The sequence below is a fragment of the Lentzea terrae genome (genome assembly GCF_003265345.1).
In the GTDB taxonomy this organism is placed as follows: Bacteria; Actinomycetota; Actinomycetes; order Mycobacteriales; family Pseudonocardiaceae; genus Lentzea; species Lentzea terrae.
The window spans coordinates 51,377-70,577 of the sequence record NZ_QFWW01000021.1; the positions used below are offsets into that span (position 1 = coordinate 51,377).

The 19,201-nt window shown below is 69.1% G+C and carries 17 protein-coding genes; 11 read left to right on the forward strand and 6 right to left on the reverse strand.

Annotated elements, in window-relative coordinates; translation table 11 throughout:
• Positions 1 to 10 precede the first annotated feature (10 nt).
• Complete coding sequence (locus tag DI276_RS25590; RefSeq protein ID WP_198680893.1) at positions 11 to 838, forward strand: winged helix-turn-helix domain-containing protein; 828 nt, start codon at positions 11 to 13, stop codon at positions 836 to 838.
• Positions 839 to 1,567: 729 nt separating this feature from the next.
• Here DI276_RS25590 and DI276_RS25595 read toward each other — a convergent pair.
• Positions 1,568 to 2,851 (reverse strand): cation:proton antiporter, encoded by a 1,284-nt coding sequence (locus tag DI276_RS25595; protein ID WP_198680894.1) that lies wholly within the window; start codon positions 2,849 to 2,851, stop codon positions 1,568 to 1,570.
• Between the two features lie 177 nt (positions 2,852 to 3,028).
• Between DI276_RS25595 and DI276_RS25600 the strand changes: the two genes are divergently transcribed.
• The 4 genes from DI276_RS25600 to DI276_RS25615 are packed head-to-tail and all read left to right on the forward strand — an operon-like array spanning position 3,029 to position 6,331.
• Positions 3,029 to 3,925, forward strand: coding sequence for an ABC transporter ATP-binding protein (locus tag DI276_RS25600; protein WP_112267774.1), 897 nt, complete (start codon positions 3,029 to 3,031; stop codon positions 3,923 to 3,925).
• Complete coding sequence (locus DI276_RS25605) at positions 3,922 to 4,671, forward strand: ABC transporter permease (protein ID WP_232836907.1); 750 nt, start codon at positions 3,922 to 3,924, stop codon at positions 4,669 to 4,671. The genes DI276_RS25600 and DI276_RS25605 overlap by 4 nt, the downstream gene beginning before the upstream one ends.
• Positions 4,668 to 5,732, forward strand: a complete 1,065-nt coding sequence (locus DI276_RS25610) for a sensor histidine kinase (RefSeq protein ID WP_112267776.1) — start codon at positions 4,668 to 4,670, stop codon at positions 5,730 to 5,732. Before DI276_RS25605 ends, DI276_RS25610 begins: the two co-directional genes overlap by 4 nt.
• Positions 5,729 to 6,331: a response regulator transcription factor gene (locus DI276_RS25615; RefSeq protein ID WP_112267778.1), complete on the forward strand. Its 603-nt coding sequence runs from the start codon at positions 5,729 to 5,731 to the stop codon at positions 6,329 to 6,331. Before DI276_RS25610 ends, DI276_RS25615 begins: the two co-directional genes overlap by 4 nt.
• A 427-nt stretch (positions 6,332 to 6,758) precedes the next feature.
• On the opposite strand, the gene DI276_RS25620 is transcribed toward DI276_RS25615, so the two are convergent.
• Together DI276_RS25620 and DI276_RS52345 are read right to left on the reverse strand one after the other, a co-directional pair.
• A complete protein-coding gene (locus DI276_RS25620; protein WP_112267780.1) occupies positions 6,759 to 8,873 on the reverse strand; it encodes an NB-ARC domain-containing protein in 2,115 nt (704 codons plus the stop codon).
• Between the two features lie 213 nt (positions 8,874 to 9,086).
• Positions 9,087 to 9,458 (reverse strand): hypothetical protein, encoded by a 372-nt coding sequence (locus DI276_RS52345; RefSeq protein WP_232836945.1) that lies wholly within the window; start codon positions 9,456 to 9,458, stop codon positions 9,087 to 9,089.
• Here DI276_RS52345 and DI276_RS51235 point away from each other — a divergent pair.
• Positions 9,363 to 10,022 carry an IS110 family transposase gene (locus tag DI276_RS51235; protein ID WP_232836941.1) on the forward strand — a complete coding sequence of 220 codons (660 nt, stop codon included), beginning with the start codon at positions 9,363 to 9,365 and terminating at the stop codon, positions 10,020 to 10,022. The genes DI276_RS52345 and DI276_RS51235 overlap by 96 nt on opposite strands.
• Before the next feature lie 162 nt (positions 10,023 to 10,184).
• The gene (locus DI276_RS25630; RefSeq protein WP_112267782.1) at positions 10,185 to 10,541 is read left to right on the forward strand and encodes a histidine kinase; all 357 of its coding nucleotides are present in this window, start codon (positions 10,185 to 10,187) and stop codon (positions 10,539 to 10,541) included.
• 458 nt (positions 10,542 to 10,999) lie between these two features.
• Here DI276_RS25630 and DI276_RS25640 read toward each other — a convergent pair whose 3' ends face one another.
• Positions 11,000 to 13,207, reverse strand: a complete 2,208-nt coding sequence (locus tag DI276_RS25640; protein ID WP_232836908.1) for a family 78 glycoside hydrolase catalytic domain — start codon at positions 13,205 to 13,207, stop codon at positions 11,000 to 11,002.
• A gap of 157 nt (positions 13,208 to 13,364) precedes the next feature.
• Complete coding sequence (locus tag DI276_RS25650) at positions 13,365 to 14,216, reverse strand: oxidoreductase (protein WP_112267786.1); 852 nt, start codon at positions 14,214 to 14,216, stop codon at positions 13,365 to 13,367.
• Positions 14,217 to 14,402: 186 nt separating this feature from the next.
• Here DI276_RS25650 and DI276_RS25655 point away from each other — a divergent pair, with 186 nt between their 5' ends.
• The gene (locus DI276_RS25655) at positions 14,403 to 15,401 is read left to right on the forward strand and encodes an AraC family transcriptional regulator (protein WP_112267788.1); all 999 of its coding nucleotides are present in this window, start codon (positions 14,403 to 14,405) and stop codon (positions 15,399 to 15,401) included.
• Positions 15,402 to 15,618: 217 nt separating this feature from the next.
• Here the strand turns inward: DI276_RS25655 and DI276_RS25660 are convergent, their stop codons facing one another.
• Positions 15,619 to 16,272 carry a TetR/AcrR family transcriptional regulator gene (locus tag DI276_RS25660; RefSeq protein ID WP_112267790.1) on the reverse strand — a complete coding sequence of 218 codons (654 nt, stop codon included), beginning with the start codon at positions 16,270 to 16,272 and terminating at the stop codon, positions 15,619 to 15,621.
• Between the two features lie 167 nt (positions 16,273 to 16,439).
• Between DI276_RS25660 and DI276_RS25665 the strand changes: the two genes are divergently transcribed.
• The 3 genes from DI276_RS25665 to DI276_RS25675 are packed head-to-tail and all read left to right on the forward strand — an operon-like array spanning position 16,440 to position 19,075.
• On the forward strand, positions 16,440 to 17,645 hold the full coding sequence (locus DI276_RS25665) for a cytochrome P450 (RefSeq protein WP_112267792.1): 1,206 nt from the start codon (positions 16,440 to 16,442) through the stop codon (positions 17,643 to 17,645).
• Between the two features lie 45 nt (positions 17,646 to 17,690).
• Complete coding sequence (locus tag DI276_RS25670) at positions 17,691 to 17,888, forward strand: ferredoxin (RefSeq protein WP_112267794.1); 198 nt, start codon at positions 17,691 to 17,693, stop codon at positions 17,886 to 17,888.
• On the forward strand, positions 17,885 to 19,075 hold the full coding sequence (locus DI276_RS25675; RefSeq protein ID WP_198680897.1) for an NAD(P)/FAD-dependent oxidoreductase: 1,191 nt from the start codon (positions 17,885 to 17,887) through the stop codon (positions 19,073 to 19,075). Before DI276_RS25670 ends, DI276_RS25675 begins: the two co-directional genes overlap by 4 nt.
• Positions 19,076 to 19,201 lie beyond the last annotated feature (126 nt).

The following is a 19,201-nucleotide window of genomic DNA, read 5'->3' on the forward strand; positions in this document are numbered from 1 at the left end:
CACAGGCGGCGTGGATCGCCATCAGGCCTTGCTGGACGGTCCGGCGGCGGCCTGGGCCGAGGATCAGCGGTGGACGCTCGCCAGGGTGGCGAAACTGATCGGGCGGATGTTTCACGTCTCCTACAGCCTCAAGGGTGTGGCGTTGCTGCTGCACCGGCTGGGCTGGACTCCCCAGGTGCCGATCCACCGCGCCGCGGAACGCGATGACGACGCGGTGGCCGCCTGGAGGAAACGGGCTCCGCGCGGGCACACGCCCGTGGTCGCGGTGACGGCCAAGGGCTCGGGCCGGATCTCGATCGCGGCCATGACCTGCTACAAAGCGGGCGAGAAATCACGGCTGATCTACCGGATGATGCTGCACCGAGGCCGCAAGGGCGAGAAGAAAGGCTTCCGCGAACACGACTTCGCCGCCCTGCTGGATGCCGCGCATCAGCAACTCGGCGGGCCGATCGTGCTCGTGTGGGACAACCTCGGCGGCCACACCAGCGCCCTCATGCGCCGGCTCGTCACCATCCGAACACAGGGGAGTGTTGCTGCCGTTTCGGCACTGTCGCCCCGCTGCGATTGGCTAGAGCCGCGACATCGCGGGGATCGCTACTGTGTCGGCGGTGTCCGGATTCCACGCATACCTTTCTTCATCGAACGCTGGGTCAGCCCTCTTCGCGCTGAACTGCTGGATTGCACGCCAATCAGGATCAGGCCTACCTGCGGCATGCCGTGCGCGAGCACGAGCGGCACCTTGACGAGCAGCGGATCCGCCGTCCAGTGGCCGCCGCAGCAACCCTGTGGACCTCGGCCCAGGTCCTCAAACCCGGCCAGATCGAACGTCTCACCGTAAATCGGCCGGACCGTCTCGGCGTGTTCATCCACGACGATTCACATGCCGCCTAACCTGCACGGATGCGGGTTTTCCACACGCACACGGTGCTGGCTGGTGGTCAGCGGCCGAGAGCGTGGCGCAAGTAGGTCGCGGTTTTGGTGCCGGTTGCGGCGACCTCGTCCGGGGCGCCTGCGGCGACAATGCGGCCGCCGGACGGGCCGAGCAGCGATGACGGACGATCCCGACGAACCAGATCTTCACTCGATCAAGAAACTCACGGTAGATCTGGCCGGCGCTCCGACTGCCCCTGGTGCGCAACTGGTCATGCTCGTCAGGCTGTTACGCCGCACCCTCGGGAATGGCGTTCTCATCGAACTGTCAGGGGTAAGACCGACGATCCTGGCCTCGCTCGTCGCGTTCGGCATTCCCAGGGACGTAACCGTGATCGACTCACGGGGTCGCCCGTGGACCAACTGAGCCAAGTGGCGTTGAGAGCGCGACTCCAGCAAGACCGCAGCCCCTCGTCTGGTCCGGTCCGCGTGCAACCCGGCTCAGTTCATCCGCGATCCGGAACTCCGTGAGGCCGTCGAGGTGCTTGTCGTAGCAGCGGATCATGCGCAACGACAGGCTGGTCCGTTCTGCCACCTCACCGATCTGCACTCGTCCGCCGACGAGACCCCTCCCCGAATCGGCCGTGATCTCCCGCCGTCCTGGTACCAGGCAGGTAGATGGTGGCTCGTCCGGCCGTCACACGTGGGTGCGAGACGTCTCGTCGTGCCGAGCTCGTGCCTTTCGCTGGCGTTTCCGGTCGAGTAGCCACATGATCGGAGACGCGGAGACCCCGTGCAGGAGGATCGAGCCGATCACGACGAGCCCGACGACCCGCCACAGCGCGTTCTGCTCGGCGAACTTGCCCGCTTGCAGGGCGTAGACGAGGTAGAACAACGATCCGACGCCGCGCACACCGAAGAACGCGATGACTGCTCGTTCCCGCGGGCCGGTTCCGCCGCCGAGCAGACCGGCCCACCCCGCCAACGGCCGCACCAGCAGCAGGACCACCGCGGCGACCACGACCTCGGGCCACCTGAGGCCAGAGAACAGACCGGTGGCCGCGGCGCCGCCGAGCAGGAAGACGATCAGCACGGTGAGCATCCGCTCGGCCTGCTCGACGTAGCGGTGCAGCACCTGGTGATAGCCGTGGCGGCGTTCGCTGGCCCTGACCGCGCAGGCGCACACGAAGACCGCGATGAACCCGTAGCCCTCGATCAGCTCGGTGATCCCGTAGGCGAGGAAGGTCGCCGCGAGCGCGACGAAGCCTTCCGCGTGCTCGGCCAGGCGCAACTTCTTCGACGGCGCCGAGAAGAACAGCTTGCCCAATGCCCAGCCGATGACCAGGCCGACGGCCAGTGCGGAGACGAGCCGCCAGAGCACGTCCACGGCGAGCCAATGCCCGAGCCACCCCGACGGCGCGGCTCCGGCGACGCTGATCGCGATGGCGGCGTAGGTGAACGGGAAGGCCAGCCCGTCGTTGAGCCCGGCCTCGGAGGTCAGTGCGAACCGCGCCTCGTCCTCGTCGGACTCCGGGTTCTCCGCTGGTTCGGCGACCTGAACCTCGCTCGCGAGCACGGGATCGGTGGGGGCAAGGGCGGCCGCGAGCAGAACAGAGGCCGCGACGCCGAGGCCGAGCGCGGCCCAGCCGAGCACGCCGACGGCGAGCATGGACAGCGGCATGGTGATGGCGAGCAGGCGCCAGGTGCTCGCCCAGTTGCGCAGACCGACCACGCGGTTCAGGGCGAGGCCCGCTCCCATCAACGAGATGATCACGCAGATCTCGGTCAGGTGCAGGAGCACGCTGCTGTGCCGGGCAGGGTCGGGATCGGGCAGCGGATCCACCACTGAGAACGTCAGGGCGCCCGCGCCCAGGAAGAGCATCGGCATGGAGATCGGCGCGCGCGCAAGCAGCCGCGGCAGCAGAGCAGCGGCGAGCGTCGCGAGGCCCGCGCCGGTGTACAACAGGGGGCCAGGATCCACTGTGCGCCTTCCGCTCAACCCTCGAACGGACCAGATACCCCGCCAGGCCGAGTGACGAAACAGGTCAGAGGCGCAACCTCAGCGTCCCGAGCACGCTGTGGTGTTGACATTTGTCATCACCAACCGGTGACTCCGCCTCACTACTGGCGCCCACCTCACCCGGTCAGGCTGAGCCCCATGGAAACAGTGCTCGAAGTACGTAGGGCGCGGCACAGCTACGGATCGACGCCGGCCCTGGCCGGCGTCGATCTCGATGTCGGGGCGGGGGAGTGCGTGGCGTTGCTCGGGCCGAACGGCGCGGGCAAGACGACGCTGGTGAACCTGGTGGTCGGGTTGTTGCCCGCGAAGGAGGGCCGGGTCCGCGTCTGCGGCGGTGACCCGCGCATTGCGTCGACGCGTAGGCGGCTTGGTGTGGTGCAGCAGTCCCTCGGGTTCCCGACCACGCTGAAGGTGGTCGAGCTGGTCACCGGCGCCGCGGTGCGCGCGGGGATGCCGAGGTCGGCCTCCGGGCCGGTCATGGCCGAGCTGGACCTGACCGACTTGGCCGGGCGGCGCGCGGCCAAGCTGTCGGGTGGCCAGAAACAGCGGCTGCAGCTCGCCATGGCGCTGGTCGCCGATCCGAGGTTGCTGGTGCTGGACGAGCCGACCGCGGGCCTCGACGTGCCTGCCCGCAAGAGGTTCTGGCAGCTGCTGGCGCAGCGCCGGGAGCGGGGTACCGGCGTGCTGGTCACCACGCACCTCATCGAGGAGTCTTCGGCCGTCGCCGATCGCGTGGTGGTGCTCGATCACGGTCGCGTGCTCGCCGGCGGCACGCCGGACGAACTGGTGGCTCGGTTGCCGGACCGCACGGTGATCGCGCGGACGGCACTGGGCCGGGACCGGCTCGCGATGTTGCCGGGTGTGGTGTCGGTGCGCAACGACGGCGAGCACGTTCATCTGGGCACTCGTACGCCGGAGGCGTTGTTGCGGGTGCTGCTCGCGCAGGACCCCGGTCTGAGTGATCTGCGGGTCGAGGGCGCCGGGCTGGAAGAGGCAGTGGCGGGTTTGATCAAAAGGGAGAGGGGTGCGGCGTGACTGTGCACATTTCTGGGAAGGTCTTCGGCGTCGAGCTCACGGACGAGCTGAGGGGCATCGTGCGCGAGCCCACGGCGCTGTTCTTCTCCATCGTGATGCCGGTGGCGTTCTTCGGGCTTTTCGTGTCCCTGTTCGGAAAGTTCAGCAGCGGAGGGTTGTCGGCAGGCACCACGATGGTCGCCACGTTCGGCGCGTTCGGCGTGGTGTCGGTCGTGCTGATGAATCCCGGCATCGGCGTCGCGGCCGATCGGGAACGCGGGTGGCTGCGGGCGAAACAGGTGTCCGCGGTGCCGATCGGTGTGACGCTTGCGGCGAAGGTGGTCGCCGCGCTGCCTTACGCGGCGGGTGTGCTGCTCGCGATGACGGCGACCGCGGCGGTCACCGGTGCGCTGGACGCGCCGGTGACCGCGCTCCTGCGGATTCTCGCTGTGCTGATGGTGGGCGCGTTGCCGTTCGCGTTGCTGAGCCTGGCGGTCGGGTTCCAGACTGGGGCAGGCGCTGCGACCGCTGTGCTCAACGCGATCCTCATCCCGTCGGCCGTCCTGTCCGGGCTGTGGATGCCGCTCGAGATCATGCCTGCGTTCTTCGGTGACATCGCGCCGTTCCTGCCCACCTACCACCTGGCCCGGCTGGCGCTCGCCCAGCTGACCGGTGCACCCGTGCTCACGCACGTGCTCGTGCTGCTCGGCACGACGATCGTGGCCGCGGCGCTGGCCGCGTTGTCGTATCGTCATGCCCGGTCATGAAAAAAGTCGCAGGGATCTCGCGCTGGTTCCACCTGTTCTATCTCGGGAACCTGTTGTGGGCACCGGTGTTCGACCCGGACACGGGCTGGGTGGACTGGGTGCTCGTGGCCGGCGTGGTCGCGGCCTTCGTGCCGATGTACGTGCTGGCGTGGCAGCGGCCGTCGCTGGTCCGCTGGCGTTGCACGGTGCCGACGGTGGTGCTCGGCGCGCTTGTGACACCGTTCAACACCGGCGCCGCGGTGCTCTTCGTCTACGCGGCGGCGTTCGCGGGTCTGTCGGAGTCCCGGCGTCTGGCGATGCGGTGGTTCGTCGGCCTGTCCGCGCTGATCTGCCTGTTTACCGTGGTGTCGGTGGTCGAGATGCCTTACCGGCTGTGGGGGTTGCTCCCGTCGTTGATCTTCCTGTGGCTGATCGGCATCCTGCAGGTCGAGTGGGCCGAACGGGAACGCGAGGCCGCCGAGCTGCGCATCCGAAATGTGCGGATCGAACATCTCGCCACCCTCGCGGAACGTGAGCGCATCGCCCGCGACCTCCACGATCTGCTCGGCCACACGCTGACCGCGATCATCGTCCGCGCCCAGCTGGTCGCCGCGGATCCCACACGGGTGCACGAGGAAGCGGCGGAGATCGAGCGCACCGCCCGCGCGGCGCTGGGCGAGATCCGCGACGCCGTCACCGGCTGGCGCAGCGCGAGTCTCGAGACCGAGCTGGAGTCGGCCCGTGCCACGTTGACGAGCCTCGGCGTCGACGTCGTGGTGCGGCAGGATCCGGACCTCGTGATCGTCGGCTCGACCGAGCACGAGCTGGCGCTCGCGTTGCGGGAGGCCGTCACCAACGTCGCCCGGCACGCGAGCGCGACGACGTGCCACATCGGGGTCGAGGCCCGCGACGGCGAGCTGCGCCTGGTGGTCGCCGACGACGGCGTCGGCAGCGACGCGCAGGAGGGCAACGGGCTGACCGGCATGCGCGAGCGGATCGCCGCGCTCGGCGGACTGGTGCGGCGCACTGGCTCGGCGGGCACCACGGTCACGATCGCCGTCCCGCTGCGGGTGGCCACGTGATCAGGGTGGTGCTGGCCGAGGATCAGACGATGGTGCGTGGCGCGTTCGCCCAGCTGCTGGACCTCCAGCCCGACGTCACGGTCGTCGCGACCGCGGGCAATGGTGACGAAGCCCTTGCGGCCGTTGCGGAATACCGGCCTGACGTGCTGCTCACCGATATCGAGATGCCCGGTCTCACGGGCCTCGACGTCGCGCGGGAGCTGAGCCGCCGTGGCGATCCCACGCGAGTCCTGATCATCACGACGTTCGCCCGCAGCGGCTACCTGCGGCGCGCGATGGAGTCCGGCGTGGTGGGCTACGTGTTCAAGGACGCGCCGATCGCTGACCTCGTCTGCGCCCTGCGCCGGGTGCACGCCGGTGAACGTGTCGTCGCGCCCGAGCTCGCGATGGCCGCGTGGGACCACGCCGACCCGCTCACGTCACGGGAACGTGAACTGCTGCGCGAGGTCACCACCGGCGCCGGCAACGCCGAGATCGCGGCCAGGCTCAACCTCGCGGAGGGGACAGTCCGCAACTACCTGTCGACGGCGATGGCGAAACTCGGAGCGCGCAACCGGTCCGAAGCGGCGAACACCGCCCGTGACCGAGGTTGGCTCTGACGGCTAAGCTCGCACCAGACCTTCCGGACGATCTTGATCGCCACCGAGGCGTTTCGCGATGGCGCGGCACACCAACACCAACCACCGCTTCGGGCACGCACGCGCGTGCCGGCCAGATCGGCGAACACGGATCGGCATCGACCTCGGTGCGGTGAGCCCGGCACCAGGACGCAACGGAACGCCGCATTCGCGAAGTTCAGGACAGTTCCAGCGCCGCCTCGAACTTCGAGTACGACACCACCCGCGCACCACACTGAGGAGGGCTCGGGCTCCGTACCGCTGTCACGACTGTCCGACCGGCCTCACTGCCACTCTCGACAGTCTGGGCTCATGGACCACCACCGCTCTGAGCGACCATCACCGAGCCATCCACCACGTAAACATCAAGAGCAGTGAGGTCGCGGAACCTGTCGTCGTCGGCGGGCAGTTACTGTGGTTCGGGCGGTGGAGCGGCTTCGCGCATGACGGTGATCGCGTGGCGTGTGCCGCGCACCTGCGGGTGCTCGGCGTCGAAGACCTGGAGCTGGTCGTCGAGCAGGGTTTCGAGCTCGCTCACCCCGTGGGCAGGACCGTGGGTCACCGCCCGGAGGTGGGCGAGACTTCCGCGCAGGGCCAGAGTCTGCGGATGCAGCGGCCCGAGGACCGTCGTGTGATCCTCGATCACCTGCTCCATCGCCGACGCCGCGCCGGTGGTGTCGCCGGACAGGTGCTGCCACAGCGCGCGGTGCCCGCGTGCGGCGAGCAGCAGCGGGTTGTTCGGGCCCAGGGCCGGTAGGTGCTCGTCGAGCAGTGCGTCGAGCTCCGCCAGCGCACGTGCCGGTCCCTCGGTCGTGCCGAGCCAGGTGGCGCGGTCGGTGCGCAGGAGAACCACCTGGAGGCGGTCGGGTTCGGCGGCGTGTTGCCACCGCGCGACGAGGTCGTCGGAGACGGCCAGTGCCCCGGCCGCGTCACCGGCGAAACCGCGTAGCCGGGCCAGTGCTGCGCGGGTCGTGAGCGTATCGGGGTGGTCGGCTCCGAGCACGCGTTGCCGAGCCGACAGGACCGACTCGTACTCCGCAGCGGCGGTCTTGATGTCGCTGGTCGTGGCCAGCCAGTGGGCGATCGCGAAGCGGATGGACAGCGTGTACGGGTGATCCGGTGCCAAAGTGTTCATGGCCCTCGCCCGCAGTTCGGCGAAGTGGTCCAGCGCCGCGGTCAGCTGGCCGCTGGAGGCCAGCGAGTTCTCGGCGAACACCAGGACCGGGTGAGGTTCAGGCTGCCACAGAGCCTCGCCCGCCGCGCGGTGCAGTGCCGAGGTGTTGCGGCGCAGCACATGGGCGAGTCCGATGTCCCGCTCGACCGGCGGCCAGAGAGTCAGCAGCGCCGTCGCCACGGCACGCGGGAATTCCGCCGCAACCGATGCCGGGTACTGGTCACGGGTTGCCCGTTGCACCAGCACGTGCACTCTCACCTCAGTGTGCGTCTCGTGCGGGCTGTGCGTCAGCAGGCTCAGCTTGTGCAAGTTCCTCAGCGCCTGCCGCACCTGCTCGACGTCCGCACCCAGCCGCTCCGCCACGGGCGCCGCGGTGAGGATCGCCTCCGGTGCGCCGTGCGGGTCGAGCAGCGCGAGCGCGGCGAGCACTCGGCCCGCGAGCCCTGCCGGTTCCATGCGGTCCGCCTGCTCCACCGACAGCGACCAGGCGGCGGCCACCGTGTGCTCCTGGTCGTCGGGCAGCATGTCCAGGGTCCGGCCCAGAGCGTCCAGCGCCCGCCGCCTGTCCCTGAGCTCCGCCAGGTACCACGCGCAGGTCTTCTCCTGCTCCACCACAACAGCGGCCGCCTGGGCGAGCGCGAGCGGCAGGTGGCCCAGTTCCGCGCCCAAATCCGCGGCGCCTTCGGCGGCATTCAGAGTGTCGGCGAGTGTCGTCAGCAGATAGGACTCGGACTCCTGCGGCGTGAACGGGTCTACGTGCAGCACCCGCCGCCCCGCGCTCCGCAACGCGGCGTCGCGGCGTCGTGTCGTCACGACCACCCGTCCGGTGGCGTTGCGCGGCGGCCAGAGCGTCGCCAGATCCTGCGGTGACTGGAGGTCGTCCAGCACGATCAGCCAGCGCGCGGACGTGGCCGCCAGCCAGTCCAGCAGCCTGCGCGCACCCGCTTCCGGATCACGGTCGTCGACGCCTGTCACCACCGCGGCCCACCGCGCGTACTCCCAGACCAGCCCGCTGCGCGATGACGCGGTCAGCCACAGCACCAAGTCCGCAGCGCCTGCGGCCCACACCTGCTCCGCCAGCCACACGGCCAGCTGCGACTTGCCGATCCCACCCATCCCGGACAGCACAACGGTGTGCACCGCCTCCACCGCGTCGGCCAACTCCACGCAGGCACCCCGTTGTTCGAACGCCCCGGCCAGCGGCGGCCACGACGAACGCCCCGGCAACGTCAGCGGCGCGCGCGGCTCCTGGTGGACGTGGAGATCACCGTGCAGCTCACCGAGCTGCACCAGGGTGCCGTGGACGTCACCTTCCACGATGTTGACGAAGCGCCTGCCGGACTCAGCCATCGTCGTGACGCTAACAGGCGCTTGAACAGGTACCGAGGAGGGCGGTCATGGCGGTGACGAGCGAGCCGATGACCGTCCGCGCCGGGTGTTCATCTCGTATGCACACGAGTCGGATGAGCACGTCGAGTTGGTGCGGGCTCTGGGGATCTTTCTCCGCCTCGAGGGAATTGCCGCGACGAACTGGGCCACGTCCGCACCCAGACCGTCAACCGGCTACACCGCCTGCTGCTGGAACTGCTTCCCGGTGGGGCGAAGAAGTTCCTGTCCGCCGCCCAGGCCCGGGCCCTGCTGGCGTCGGTGCGGCCGCGGGGTGTCGTGGGCCGCACGCGCCAGCGGCTGGCCGCCGACCTGGTCACCGAACTGGAGCACGTCGACAAACGGATCAAGTCCGCCAACACCGAGTTGCGCGAGCTGGTCGACGCCAGCGGCAGCACCCTGATGGAGTTGACCGGGGTCGGCCCGTCCAGCGCGGCGCACCTGCTCGGCGACATCGCGGACATCGGCCGGTTCATCGACAAGGGCCGGTTCGCGTCCTGGAACGGCACGGCGCCGCTGGAGGCGTCTTCCGGTGATCAACGACGGCATCGGCTGTCGCGGGCCGGCAACCGCAAGATCAACCGGGTGCTGCATGTGATGGCCATCGTCCAGCTCCGCTACGACACGCCCGGCCGTGTCTACTATCGCCGGCCTCGCGTCAACGGCGACGCAGGGACTGTCTCACCACGTACGCGCCCGCCAGACAAGCACCAAGGAATAGCACGATCGGCACGACCAGTGGCCATTCGAGCAGCAGGGTGGCCACTCCAGCGGCACTCGTCAAGAACATGGCCACCATGCCGTTGCGAATCCTCGGATCCATCTCGCTCCTCACGATCCGATCAAATGAGCTTGCTGATTCCTTTGCCCACAAGGCCTCCGCTGACACCACCGATCACGCCACCGACCGCACCACTGATCATGGCATCACGGATCTTGCCCGAGTCGCCCCCGCCGATCGCGGCACCCCATCGAGCGGTCCACCCAGCCGAGCCGAGGCTCGCCGACGAGTTCAAGCCCGAAGTGCACCGCAGAACCAGCTCGTCCTGCTGCACGTGGTGTCGACCGCCCGGAGGAGGGAGTGGATGGTCGCGGCTGTCGCCACCGCGCTGATGTTCTGCCTGCCGTTGGTGTTGCGCGGTCGCGGATCCGCAGTCGAGGCGAACGTGGCGGCGATGATCGCTTGGACGACGGGGCGGTGGCCGTCGGCCACGCCGTTCGCTCCCGCCGTGACTACGTGCTTGCCGTGCAGGGCGGGCGCGGCGGGCAGAGCAGATGCGGGAGGCGGTCGCGCGACGGCGCGTCGTGGAGGAGCGGTTGCGCATCGCCCGAGAGCTGCACGATGTAGTAGGTGACCACGTCGCGGTCATCAACGTCCACGCTGGACTGGCCCGCCGCGCCCTGCGCACCGACCCCGACCTCTCGGAGCACGCCTTGGTGGAGACCGAGACAGCCGCCCGCGCCGTGCTGCGGGAGATGGCCGGCATCCTGCGAGTGTTGCGGGCCGACGGCGACGACACCGCTGCCCCTGGACTCGACCGCGTCGTGATCTGGTCGAGGCCGTCCGCCGAGGCGGTGTGGAGGTCGAGGCGCGACTCGACCACGAGGACGTACCGGACCTGGTGTCGGTGACCGGCTATCGGGTGGTGCAGGAGGTGCTGACCAACGCGGCTCGCCACGGACGCGGGCGGGCCGCGCTCACCGTGCGCCGCACGCCTGACGCCGTGGTTCCTCGACGAGGTGTGGGTGGCGGCGCCGTTCTCGTCCAGGAGCGCGTTCCTGGACCGCGTGACCGCCGTGGCGCGGCGGTGGGTCGGCGAAGGCCTGATGTCCGTCGCTGCTGGCCGCGATGTCGGATGGGAGCTGCGTCCGCTGCGAGGGTGTTGCGATCGCCGTGGCAAAGGCGCGGCTGCGGATACCGCCCTCGCTGACCCGGAACACCGAATCGCCGGCCTGCCGCAGCTGATCGACGAGTTCGGACCTGCAGCAGCCTGATGCGGAGGTCAGGCTGCTGGGCCGTGTTTCGGCGCCCCCGCAGGGTCAGCACCCGTGTCGGCGCTGCGCACGCCAAGATGTGGTCGTCGCGCGGCCTACGCGTCGCAGCTGTCCAAATGTGTGCCGGGGACTGCTGTGTAGGTCCGTCCATCCGGCATCGTCACGGTCGCGGTTGTTGCCGGCGGGATGGTGACGGACAGGTGGAACCGGCCTTCTGTGATCCGCCAGTGCGTCGCGATCTGCCCGTGCACGGAGTCGAGCTCGGCCTCTGCCCACGTGAGGCCGCCACCCGGCTGTGGACGCACCTCGAAGTGGCGGTATCCCGGTGCATCGTCGAGCAGCCGGATTCCCGCGGTGTGGCGGTGCAGGAACGAGATGACCGCGCCCTTGCTGTAGTGGTTGAGCGAGGCGTGCGGGGTGCCGTGCTCGTCGAGGCCGTCCCAGTGTTCCCAGATCGTGGTCGCCTCGCGGTCGATCATGGTCAGCCACGACGGTTCGGTGTCCTGGAACAACAACTCGTAGGCTACGTCGAGGTGCCCGGTGTCCGCGAGCACGGGCAGGAGATACGGCGTGGCGAGGAATCCGGTGCCCAGGTGGATGTCTGCGGCGCGGATCAGCCTGACGAGCCGGTCCGCGGTGGCTGTGCGCAGATCATCGGGAACCAGGCCGAAAGCGAGCGCCCGTACGTACGTCGCCTGGGTGTTCGGGATCAACGAGCCGTCGTCGGCGATGAACTCCGTGCGCCAGGCGTTGAGCGTGTTCGCCGCGAGGAGCGCGTAGCGGTCGGCGTCGTGGTGGTGTCGGGTGAGGGCGCAGATCCGGGAAAGCAGCGATGCCGAGCGGTACAGGTACGCGGTTGCCACCGCGCCGTGGTCCGCTGTGCGGAAGGCCTCTTCGTCGACGTGCGGCTCGCACCATTCGCCCCAGTGGAAGCCGCCGTCCCAGACGAATTCGTGGTGTGGCGCCTGGGCCGTACGGCTTGGGTGGCTTCGGGTGCGGGCGCGTTCGGCGGCGAAGTCGACCCAGCGGGTCATCATCGGCCGGAACTCCTCGAGCACGTCGAGGTCGTCGTAGACGAGGTACAGCTCCCACGGCACGATCACCGACGCGTCGCCCCACCCGGAGGAGCCAGCGAACTGGTCCAGGATCTCCGGTGGCAGGTGCTGGACGGCGCGTCCGCCTGGGTCGGGTGCAAAGTTTGTCAGGCAGCCGTTGTCCCACTGGTCAACCGCGAGGTCGCGCAGCCACTTCACCGAGAATCCCGCTACGTCGTAGAGGAATGCGGCTGTGGGCACGTACAGCATCCAGTCGCCGGTCCAGCCGGCCCGCTCGCGTTGAGGACAGTCGGTAGGGATGTCGCAGGCGTTGTCGCGGAAGCTCCACACCGCGGCCTCGTGCAGCTTGTTGATCCGTTCGTCGCTGCAACGGAACCGGCCGGTGCGGCGGAGGTCGGTGTGCACGACGACGCCCCGCGCGTCGTCCGGTGTGAGTGGACGCGACGCGCCTTCCACGCTGACGTACTGGAATCCGTGCGTCGTGTGCCGCGGCTCGAAAACCTCGTTCGCCTGTCCGCCGGAGATCACCTGGTCGATCTGACCGGCCGAGAGCGGTTCACGGGTCTGCCAGTCGACCCCGCGCAGATGTTCGACGGTCACGTCACCGTCCGGGCTGAGTGCCTCGCCATGAGCCAGTACAAGGCGATCTCCAGAGGGAACGTCGAGCTTCAGCCAGCCGTTGATGTTCTGCCCGAGGTCGATGACCTGCCGTCCCGACGGCAGCTCGGTGACCGACACCGGCGTCAATTCCTCGATGCGCCGTACTGGCGGTGCCGGTGATGCGGTGAGCCGGGCGAAGTCGTCGTAGATCCCACCGCTCACGACTGCGGCCTTGGGCCAGGACTCGTCCAGGTAGCCGGGAGCAGACCAACCGGGCATCGCCCGCCGGAGGTCTGTTGCCTGGCCGTCCATGAGATCCGCCGTGATCCACGCCGGTGTGGTCGTCCACGAGGAATCGGTGCCCAACACAGTCGTGGACCCGTCCTCGTGCACAACGTGCAACTGGCACAACAGGGCGGTGCGGTCGCCGAACGAGTTCGCGATTCGCATCGCGCCGGTGCGGCCACGGAACCAGCCGTCGGACACGAGAGCCGGTGAGATGTGAGGCATGTGCTCAGCCGGCCGTGGAGGTATGCCGGTGACGGTGCCGGCGACCTGGTCGAAGACGACGCGCCGGGCCGAGGGACCGGTTTCGCCGTGGCAGCTCGCGGTGACGTGGCTGAGGCCGGGCCGCGTCGTCCGTGACATCCATCGACAACGGGCGGACATCGGCCACATCGGACAATCGTTCCGCACGCCTGGCGGCGCCGTGGACGATGTAGCCGGGGGCGACCAGCTTGGTGGCCACCGCTTCGCCGACACCTCCGGCGCGCCGGTGACCAGCGCGGTCCTCACGACCGTCACGTCAGGTGTTCGCGGGCACGTACTTCGCGGGCACGCCGGTGGCGCGGCGCATGAACGCGTCGAAGGTGCGGTTGGGCAGCGTGTTGTGCAGGAAGATCATGGGCTTGGCGCCGAAGCCGACGGCGTAACGCGTCTTGGGCCGGCGTGCCCGGACGGACTTGACGATCGTCTTGGCGATCAAGTCCGGCGACGACATGCGGCGTTCATTGGCCTCCGAACTGAGCGAGTCGGCCACGGCGTTGGCCTGCGGGGCGTACGGGCCGGTGCCGGAGGCGGCGCGGACCTTCTGCGCGGCGATGCCGCCCCACTCGGACTTGACCCCGCCCGGTTCGATCACCACGACGTCGATCCCGAAGGGCTTGAGCTCCATGCGCAGGCAGTCGCTGAGCGCTTCCAGCGCGAACTTCGTGGCGTGGTACCAGGCTCCCAACGAGGTGCACATGCGGCCGCCCACCGAGGTGATGTTGACGATGGTTCCCGAGCGCTGCGCGCGCATGTGCGGCAGGACCAGCTGGGTCAGGCGCGCCGCGCCGAACACGTTGACCTCGAACTGTTCCCTGGCCTCCTGCAGGGGTACGTCCTCGACGGCGCCGTAGGAACCGTAGCCGGCGTTGTTGACGAGGACGTCGAGCCGACCGTTGTCGGCGATGATCTTCTCGACGCCGTCCCGCATGGAGGAGTCGTCGGTGACATCCATGGCCAGCAGCCGGATCCCCAGCTCGGTCAGGTGTTGCATGCGCTCCACACGCCGCGCCGCGCCGTAGACGGTGTAGCCGGCCTCGCGCAGCCTGAGCGCGGTGGCCTCGCCGATACCTGAGGAGGCTCCGGTGACGAGTGCGACCTTGGTGGTCATGGTGGTGATCCTTTCAGCGGGCGTGGTGACCTTTCGCCGTGAACGCTAGAAGTGGATCTGTGGCCTGGCACTAGCGCGGCGCGCCAACTCACTTGCGTATGACGCCAGTTTTCGGTGGCGCGATTTGCGAGAGGAGTGGCGGCATCTGCTGGTGTCAGGCATGCTGACGGCCGTTACGCTCGCGTCGTGAGCACCGGACGGTTCACCCTGGATCCCAGCATCAAAGCCCTGCTGAAGGACCTCGGCTTGTCGCCCGCCCAGGTGCTCCGGCGCGCCCAGCTGCCTGCCGACCTGTTCGGCCGTGGCCCGGTCGAACTCCCACTCGCGGAGTACTTCCGGCTGTGGGAGGCACTCGACGCCGAGAGCGGTGATCCGGACCTGGCTGTCGCGATCGGCCGGTCGATCTCGGTCGAGATGTTCAACCCGCCGATCTTCGCCGCCCTGTGCAGCCCCGACCTGCGGACCGCAGCCGAGCGCATCGCCACCCACAAGCCCCTCGTCGGGCCCCTGCACCTGAGGCTCGACAACGACGAAGAAGGCTTGACGATCAGCTTCCGGTGGCCGCCGGACACGCCCCCGCCGCCCCTGCTGGCCGCCGTCGAGATGGTGTTCTGGGTCGCCCTGGCCCGGATCGCGACCCGCCACGACATCCGACCGGTCCGGGCCGTCGATCCCTGGCTCCCTGCCGAGCATGCCGGCCTCGACGACTACCTCGGCGTAGAAGTCCACAAGGGACAGACGCACGCGATCACCTTCGCGCTCGGCGACGCGAGCCGCCCGTTCCTCACCGAGAACGAGCAACTCTGGCGGTTCTTCGCCCCGGAACTCCGCAGGCGTCTGTCCGACCTGCAGGCGACGGCCAGCGTCGCCGAGCGGGTGCGGGCCGCGCTGCACGAAACACTTCCCGCCGGTGGAAGCTCCATGATCGCGGTCACCCGTCACCTCGCCGTCAGCAGCCGCACCCTGCAACGACAACTGAAGCTCGAAGGAACCAGCTTCCAGGAAATCCTCGCCACGACCCGCGAAAACCTGGCCCGCCACTACCTCGGCAACAGCACCATGCGCATCGCCGAAATCGCCTACCTGCTCGGCTACGACGACACCAACTCCTTCTACCGCGCCTTCCGCACCTGGACCGGAACCACCCCCGACGCCCTCCGAACCGCAGCCGTCGCCCGAGTCTGAACGGGCCGTCGCGGGATCTCGACCGGCTCGCTCATGCGGTCCATCGGATTGCGAGACGCTGTTCGACGTCGCGAATGATCAGGTAACGCACCCGGATCCTCGGCGGAGTCATCGACGAGTACAGGTATGCCGCGTGAGGTGCGGCGATGACGTTTCGAGCGGCACACGATCGGGCACCCTCGTCCACCTTCCGGGAGCGGGGAGCCGTCCTGACCTGTCACTCAGCGGTGCTCGGAGCCTCCGGTGCCGGGAGCAGGCGTCGCAGCAAGGACTCCTCCAGCTCGATCAGGATGGTTTCGTTGCCGGCGGCGGCGCTCGGCAGGGTGTGCCACAGGACGAGTTGGCCGTGCAGGGCGGTCCACAGGTGGACGCCCAGGTCCTGCGCCTCCGACCGTCGGCTGGGGGCCACTTCGGCGAGGTAGGCGTCAGTCGTGTCGGTCCACGCCTGGAGCATGGTGCCGATGGGGTGGCCGGTGGTCGGTGGCCGGTCGGGCTCGTACTCCAGGCTGAACATCAGCCGGTAGCGGCGGGGCTTGTCGATGGCGAACCTGCGGTAGGCGGTGACGATGGCCCGCACGCGCTCCCACGGGTCCGCGCCTGCCGCGGCGGCCGACTCGCCGGCCTCGCTCATCGCGACGGCCAGCGCGCGGTAGGTGACGTCGAGGACGGTGGTCACCAGGTCTGCCTTGTTCTTGAAGTGCCGGTAGACGCTGGGTGCGGAAATGCCGACCTCGCGGGCAACCCCGCGAAGGGAGAGAGCGTCCTCGCGTCCCGTCTCCTCCAGGATGCGGGTCGCCGCGCCGAGGATCTCCTGCCGCAGCCGCTCGCCTTCACCCCGCGCGTTGGGGACCCGCTTGACCTGCGACTTCATCGCCTCCTCCTCACCGCCCGCAGCAGCCTACGGCCCTTGGTGCACCCCGCCTCCAACGGTCGGTGCTTCGTGCCGGCCGACACAGGAACTTCCCACTCATCGGCTAACACTGTTAGTCTAACTTCTGTTCGACTAACAGTGTTAGCCGATGAAGGAAGGGCACAGTCATGACGTCGTCTCCAACGGTTCCCGCGTTCACGCTCGTCCGCCCGCAGGACGCCCCTCTGGATCCCTCGCCGCTGTACGCCAAACTCCGTGCGAAGCAGCCCATTTCCCGCGTCTCCCTGTGGGAGGGGCAGCTCAGCCCCTGGTTGGTGACCCGGTGGGAGGACGCCCGCGCCGTGCTGGGCAGCCCGGCGTTCAGCGCCGATCCGACCCATGCCGGCGCACCCACCTTCAGGAAAGACACCCCGCAGGGCCGACGGGGGTTCTTCCTCAACCAGGACGACCCCGTTCACGCGATGATGCGGCGCACCCTGACCCGGGAGTTCATGGTCAAGCGCATCAACGAGCTGCGCCCGGCCATCGCCCGCCTGACCGATGAGCTCCTCACCGACCTGACCGAGCTGAGCGGTCCCGCCGACTTCGTGGAGCACTTCGCGCTGCCGCTGCCGTCCCTGGTCATCTGCGAGCTGCTCGGTGTGCCGTACGAGGACCACGGGTTCTTCCAGGAGCACTCGAAGGCCATCGTCGACTTCAACGCCACGGCGCAGGAGAGCACGCAGGCGTTGGCGAGCGTCTCCGAGTATCTGCTGGGACTCGTGGAGACCAAGCGCGCCGAGCCGGGGAACGACGTGATCACCCGGCTCGCCGTGCAGGCGGACGAGGGCGTCATCACCGACCAGGACGCCGCCGACCTGGGTGCCTTCCTGTTGATCGCCGGACACGAGACGACCGCGAACATGATCGCGCTGAGCACCATCACCCTCCTCGCCCATCCCGACCAGATTCCGCACATCCTCGGCGGGCAAGAGCAGGTCGCGGGCGCGGTCGAGGAGCTTCTGCGCTACGTCTCGATCGTGCACGGCGGGCTGCGCCGAACCGCCGTCGAGGACGTCACCATCGACGGCGTCACCATCCGCGCGGGCGAGGGCGTGATCGTCCCCATCCACGTCGCCAACCGCGATCCGGAACTCTTCACCGCTCCCGACGACCTCGATCTGGACCGCGCCAACGCCCGCCAGCACCTCGCCTTCGGCTACGGCATCCACCAGTGCCTCGGCCAGCCGCTCGCCCGCGCCGAACTCCAGATCGTGCTGCCCGAGATCTTTCGCCGGCTGCCCGAGTTGAAGATCGCCGTACCGATGGACGAGATCGCCTTCAAGCAGGACACCGTCGTCTACGGCGTCGTCGAACTGCCCGTCGCCTGGTGACCGCAACCACCTGATCCCCACCACCGAGAACAGGGAAGAATCGTCATGCACGTAGAAGTCGACGTCCCCAGGTGCGTCGCCTCGGGCCAATGCGTACTGCTCGCCCCCGACGTCTTCGACCAGCGCGACGAGGACGGCCTGGTCGTCCTCCTCAACGAGAACCCGCCGGCCGAACTCCACGACGCGGTTCGCGAATCCGCGACCGTCTGCCCCGCGGCCGCTATCCGCCTGGAGGAGGCGTGAGCGTGGCCCCGACCGGCCGCGTGATCGTCGTCGGCGCCTCCGCCGCCGGCCTCGCCGCCGCCGAAACCCTCCGCGGGGAGGGCTACACCGGCACCATCACCCTCATCGGCGACGAACCCACCGCCCCCTACGACCGCCCGCCCCTGTCGAAGGAGATCCTCTCCGGCTGGAGCCCCGACCGGCTACCCCTGCGCGCTCCGGCCGATCTCGACGTCCTCGATCTGGACGCCCGTTACGGCTGCGAGGCCACCGGCGTCAACATCTCCGAGAGCACCGTGCTGCTCGCCGACGGTACGGAAGTGCCGTACGACGGACTGATCGTGGCCACCGGGGTCCGTCCCCGCGTGCTGCCCGGCACGCCCGCCCACGTCCTGCGCACCCTGGACGACGCCCTCGCCCTCAAGGACCGCCTGGGCCTCGGTCGCACACTGGCCGTGGTCGGCGCCGGATTCCTCGGCGCCGAGGCCGCGTCGGTGGCGGCCGACCTGGGCACCCGCGTGACCCTTCTCGAACCCGCGCCCGTCCCGCTGGCCCACGCGGTCGGCGAGGACGTCGGCCGCGTCCTCGCCCAGGTCCACCTCGACCACGGCGTGGACCTGCGCACCGGGACCGGGGTCAGTGAGGTCGTTCCCGGCGGCGTCCGCCTCGACGACGGCAGTGTGGTCGAGGCGGACACGGTGCTGGTGGCCGTCGGCTCCCGCCCCAACACCGAATGGCTGACCAGCAGCGGCCTCACCCTCGACGACGGGCTGGTCTGCGACGAGTTCTGCGCCGCCGCACCCGGGGTGTACGGCGCAGGTGACGTGGCCCGCTGGCACAACCCGCTGTTCGGCACGTCGATGCGGATCGAGCACCGCACCAACGCCACCGAGCAGGGCGTGGCCGCCGCCCGCAACCTCCTGGGCGCCCAGCGGCCGTTCGCGCCCGTTCCCTACTTCTGGTCCGACCAGTACGACCTGAAGATCCGCGCCTACGGCCACCTGCGCGGCCACGACGAGATGCGGATCGCCGAAGGCAGCCTGGAAGAACGCAAGTTCACCGCCGTCTACCGCACCGCGGACCGACTCACCGGCGTCCTGTCCGTCGGCATGTCACCCAAGGGCGTCCTGGCCTGGCGGCGGTCCATCGCCCTGCGTGCCCGCTGGCAGGACGCCGTACCCGCATCCTCCGCGGGAATGGCGCGATGAAGTAGCGGCGCACCGCAGCGCAGTTCGACGATCCCGATTCGGTGCAGATCTGCAAATTCGGCTGGGGTGCCGCGGCCATGTACACCGCCGTGCCGGACAGCGGACATCTGCCCTATATAAAGCCGA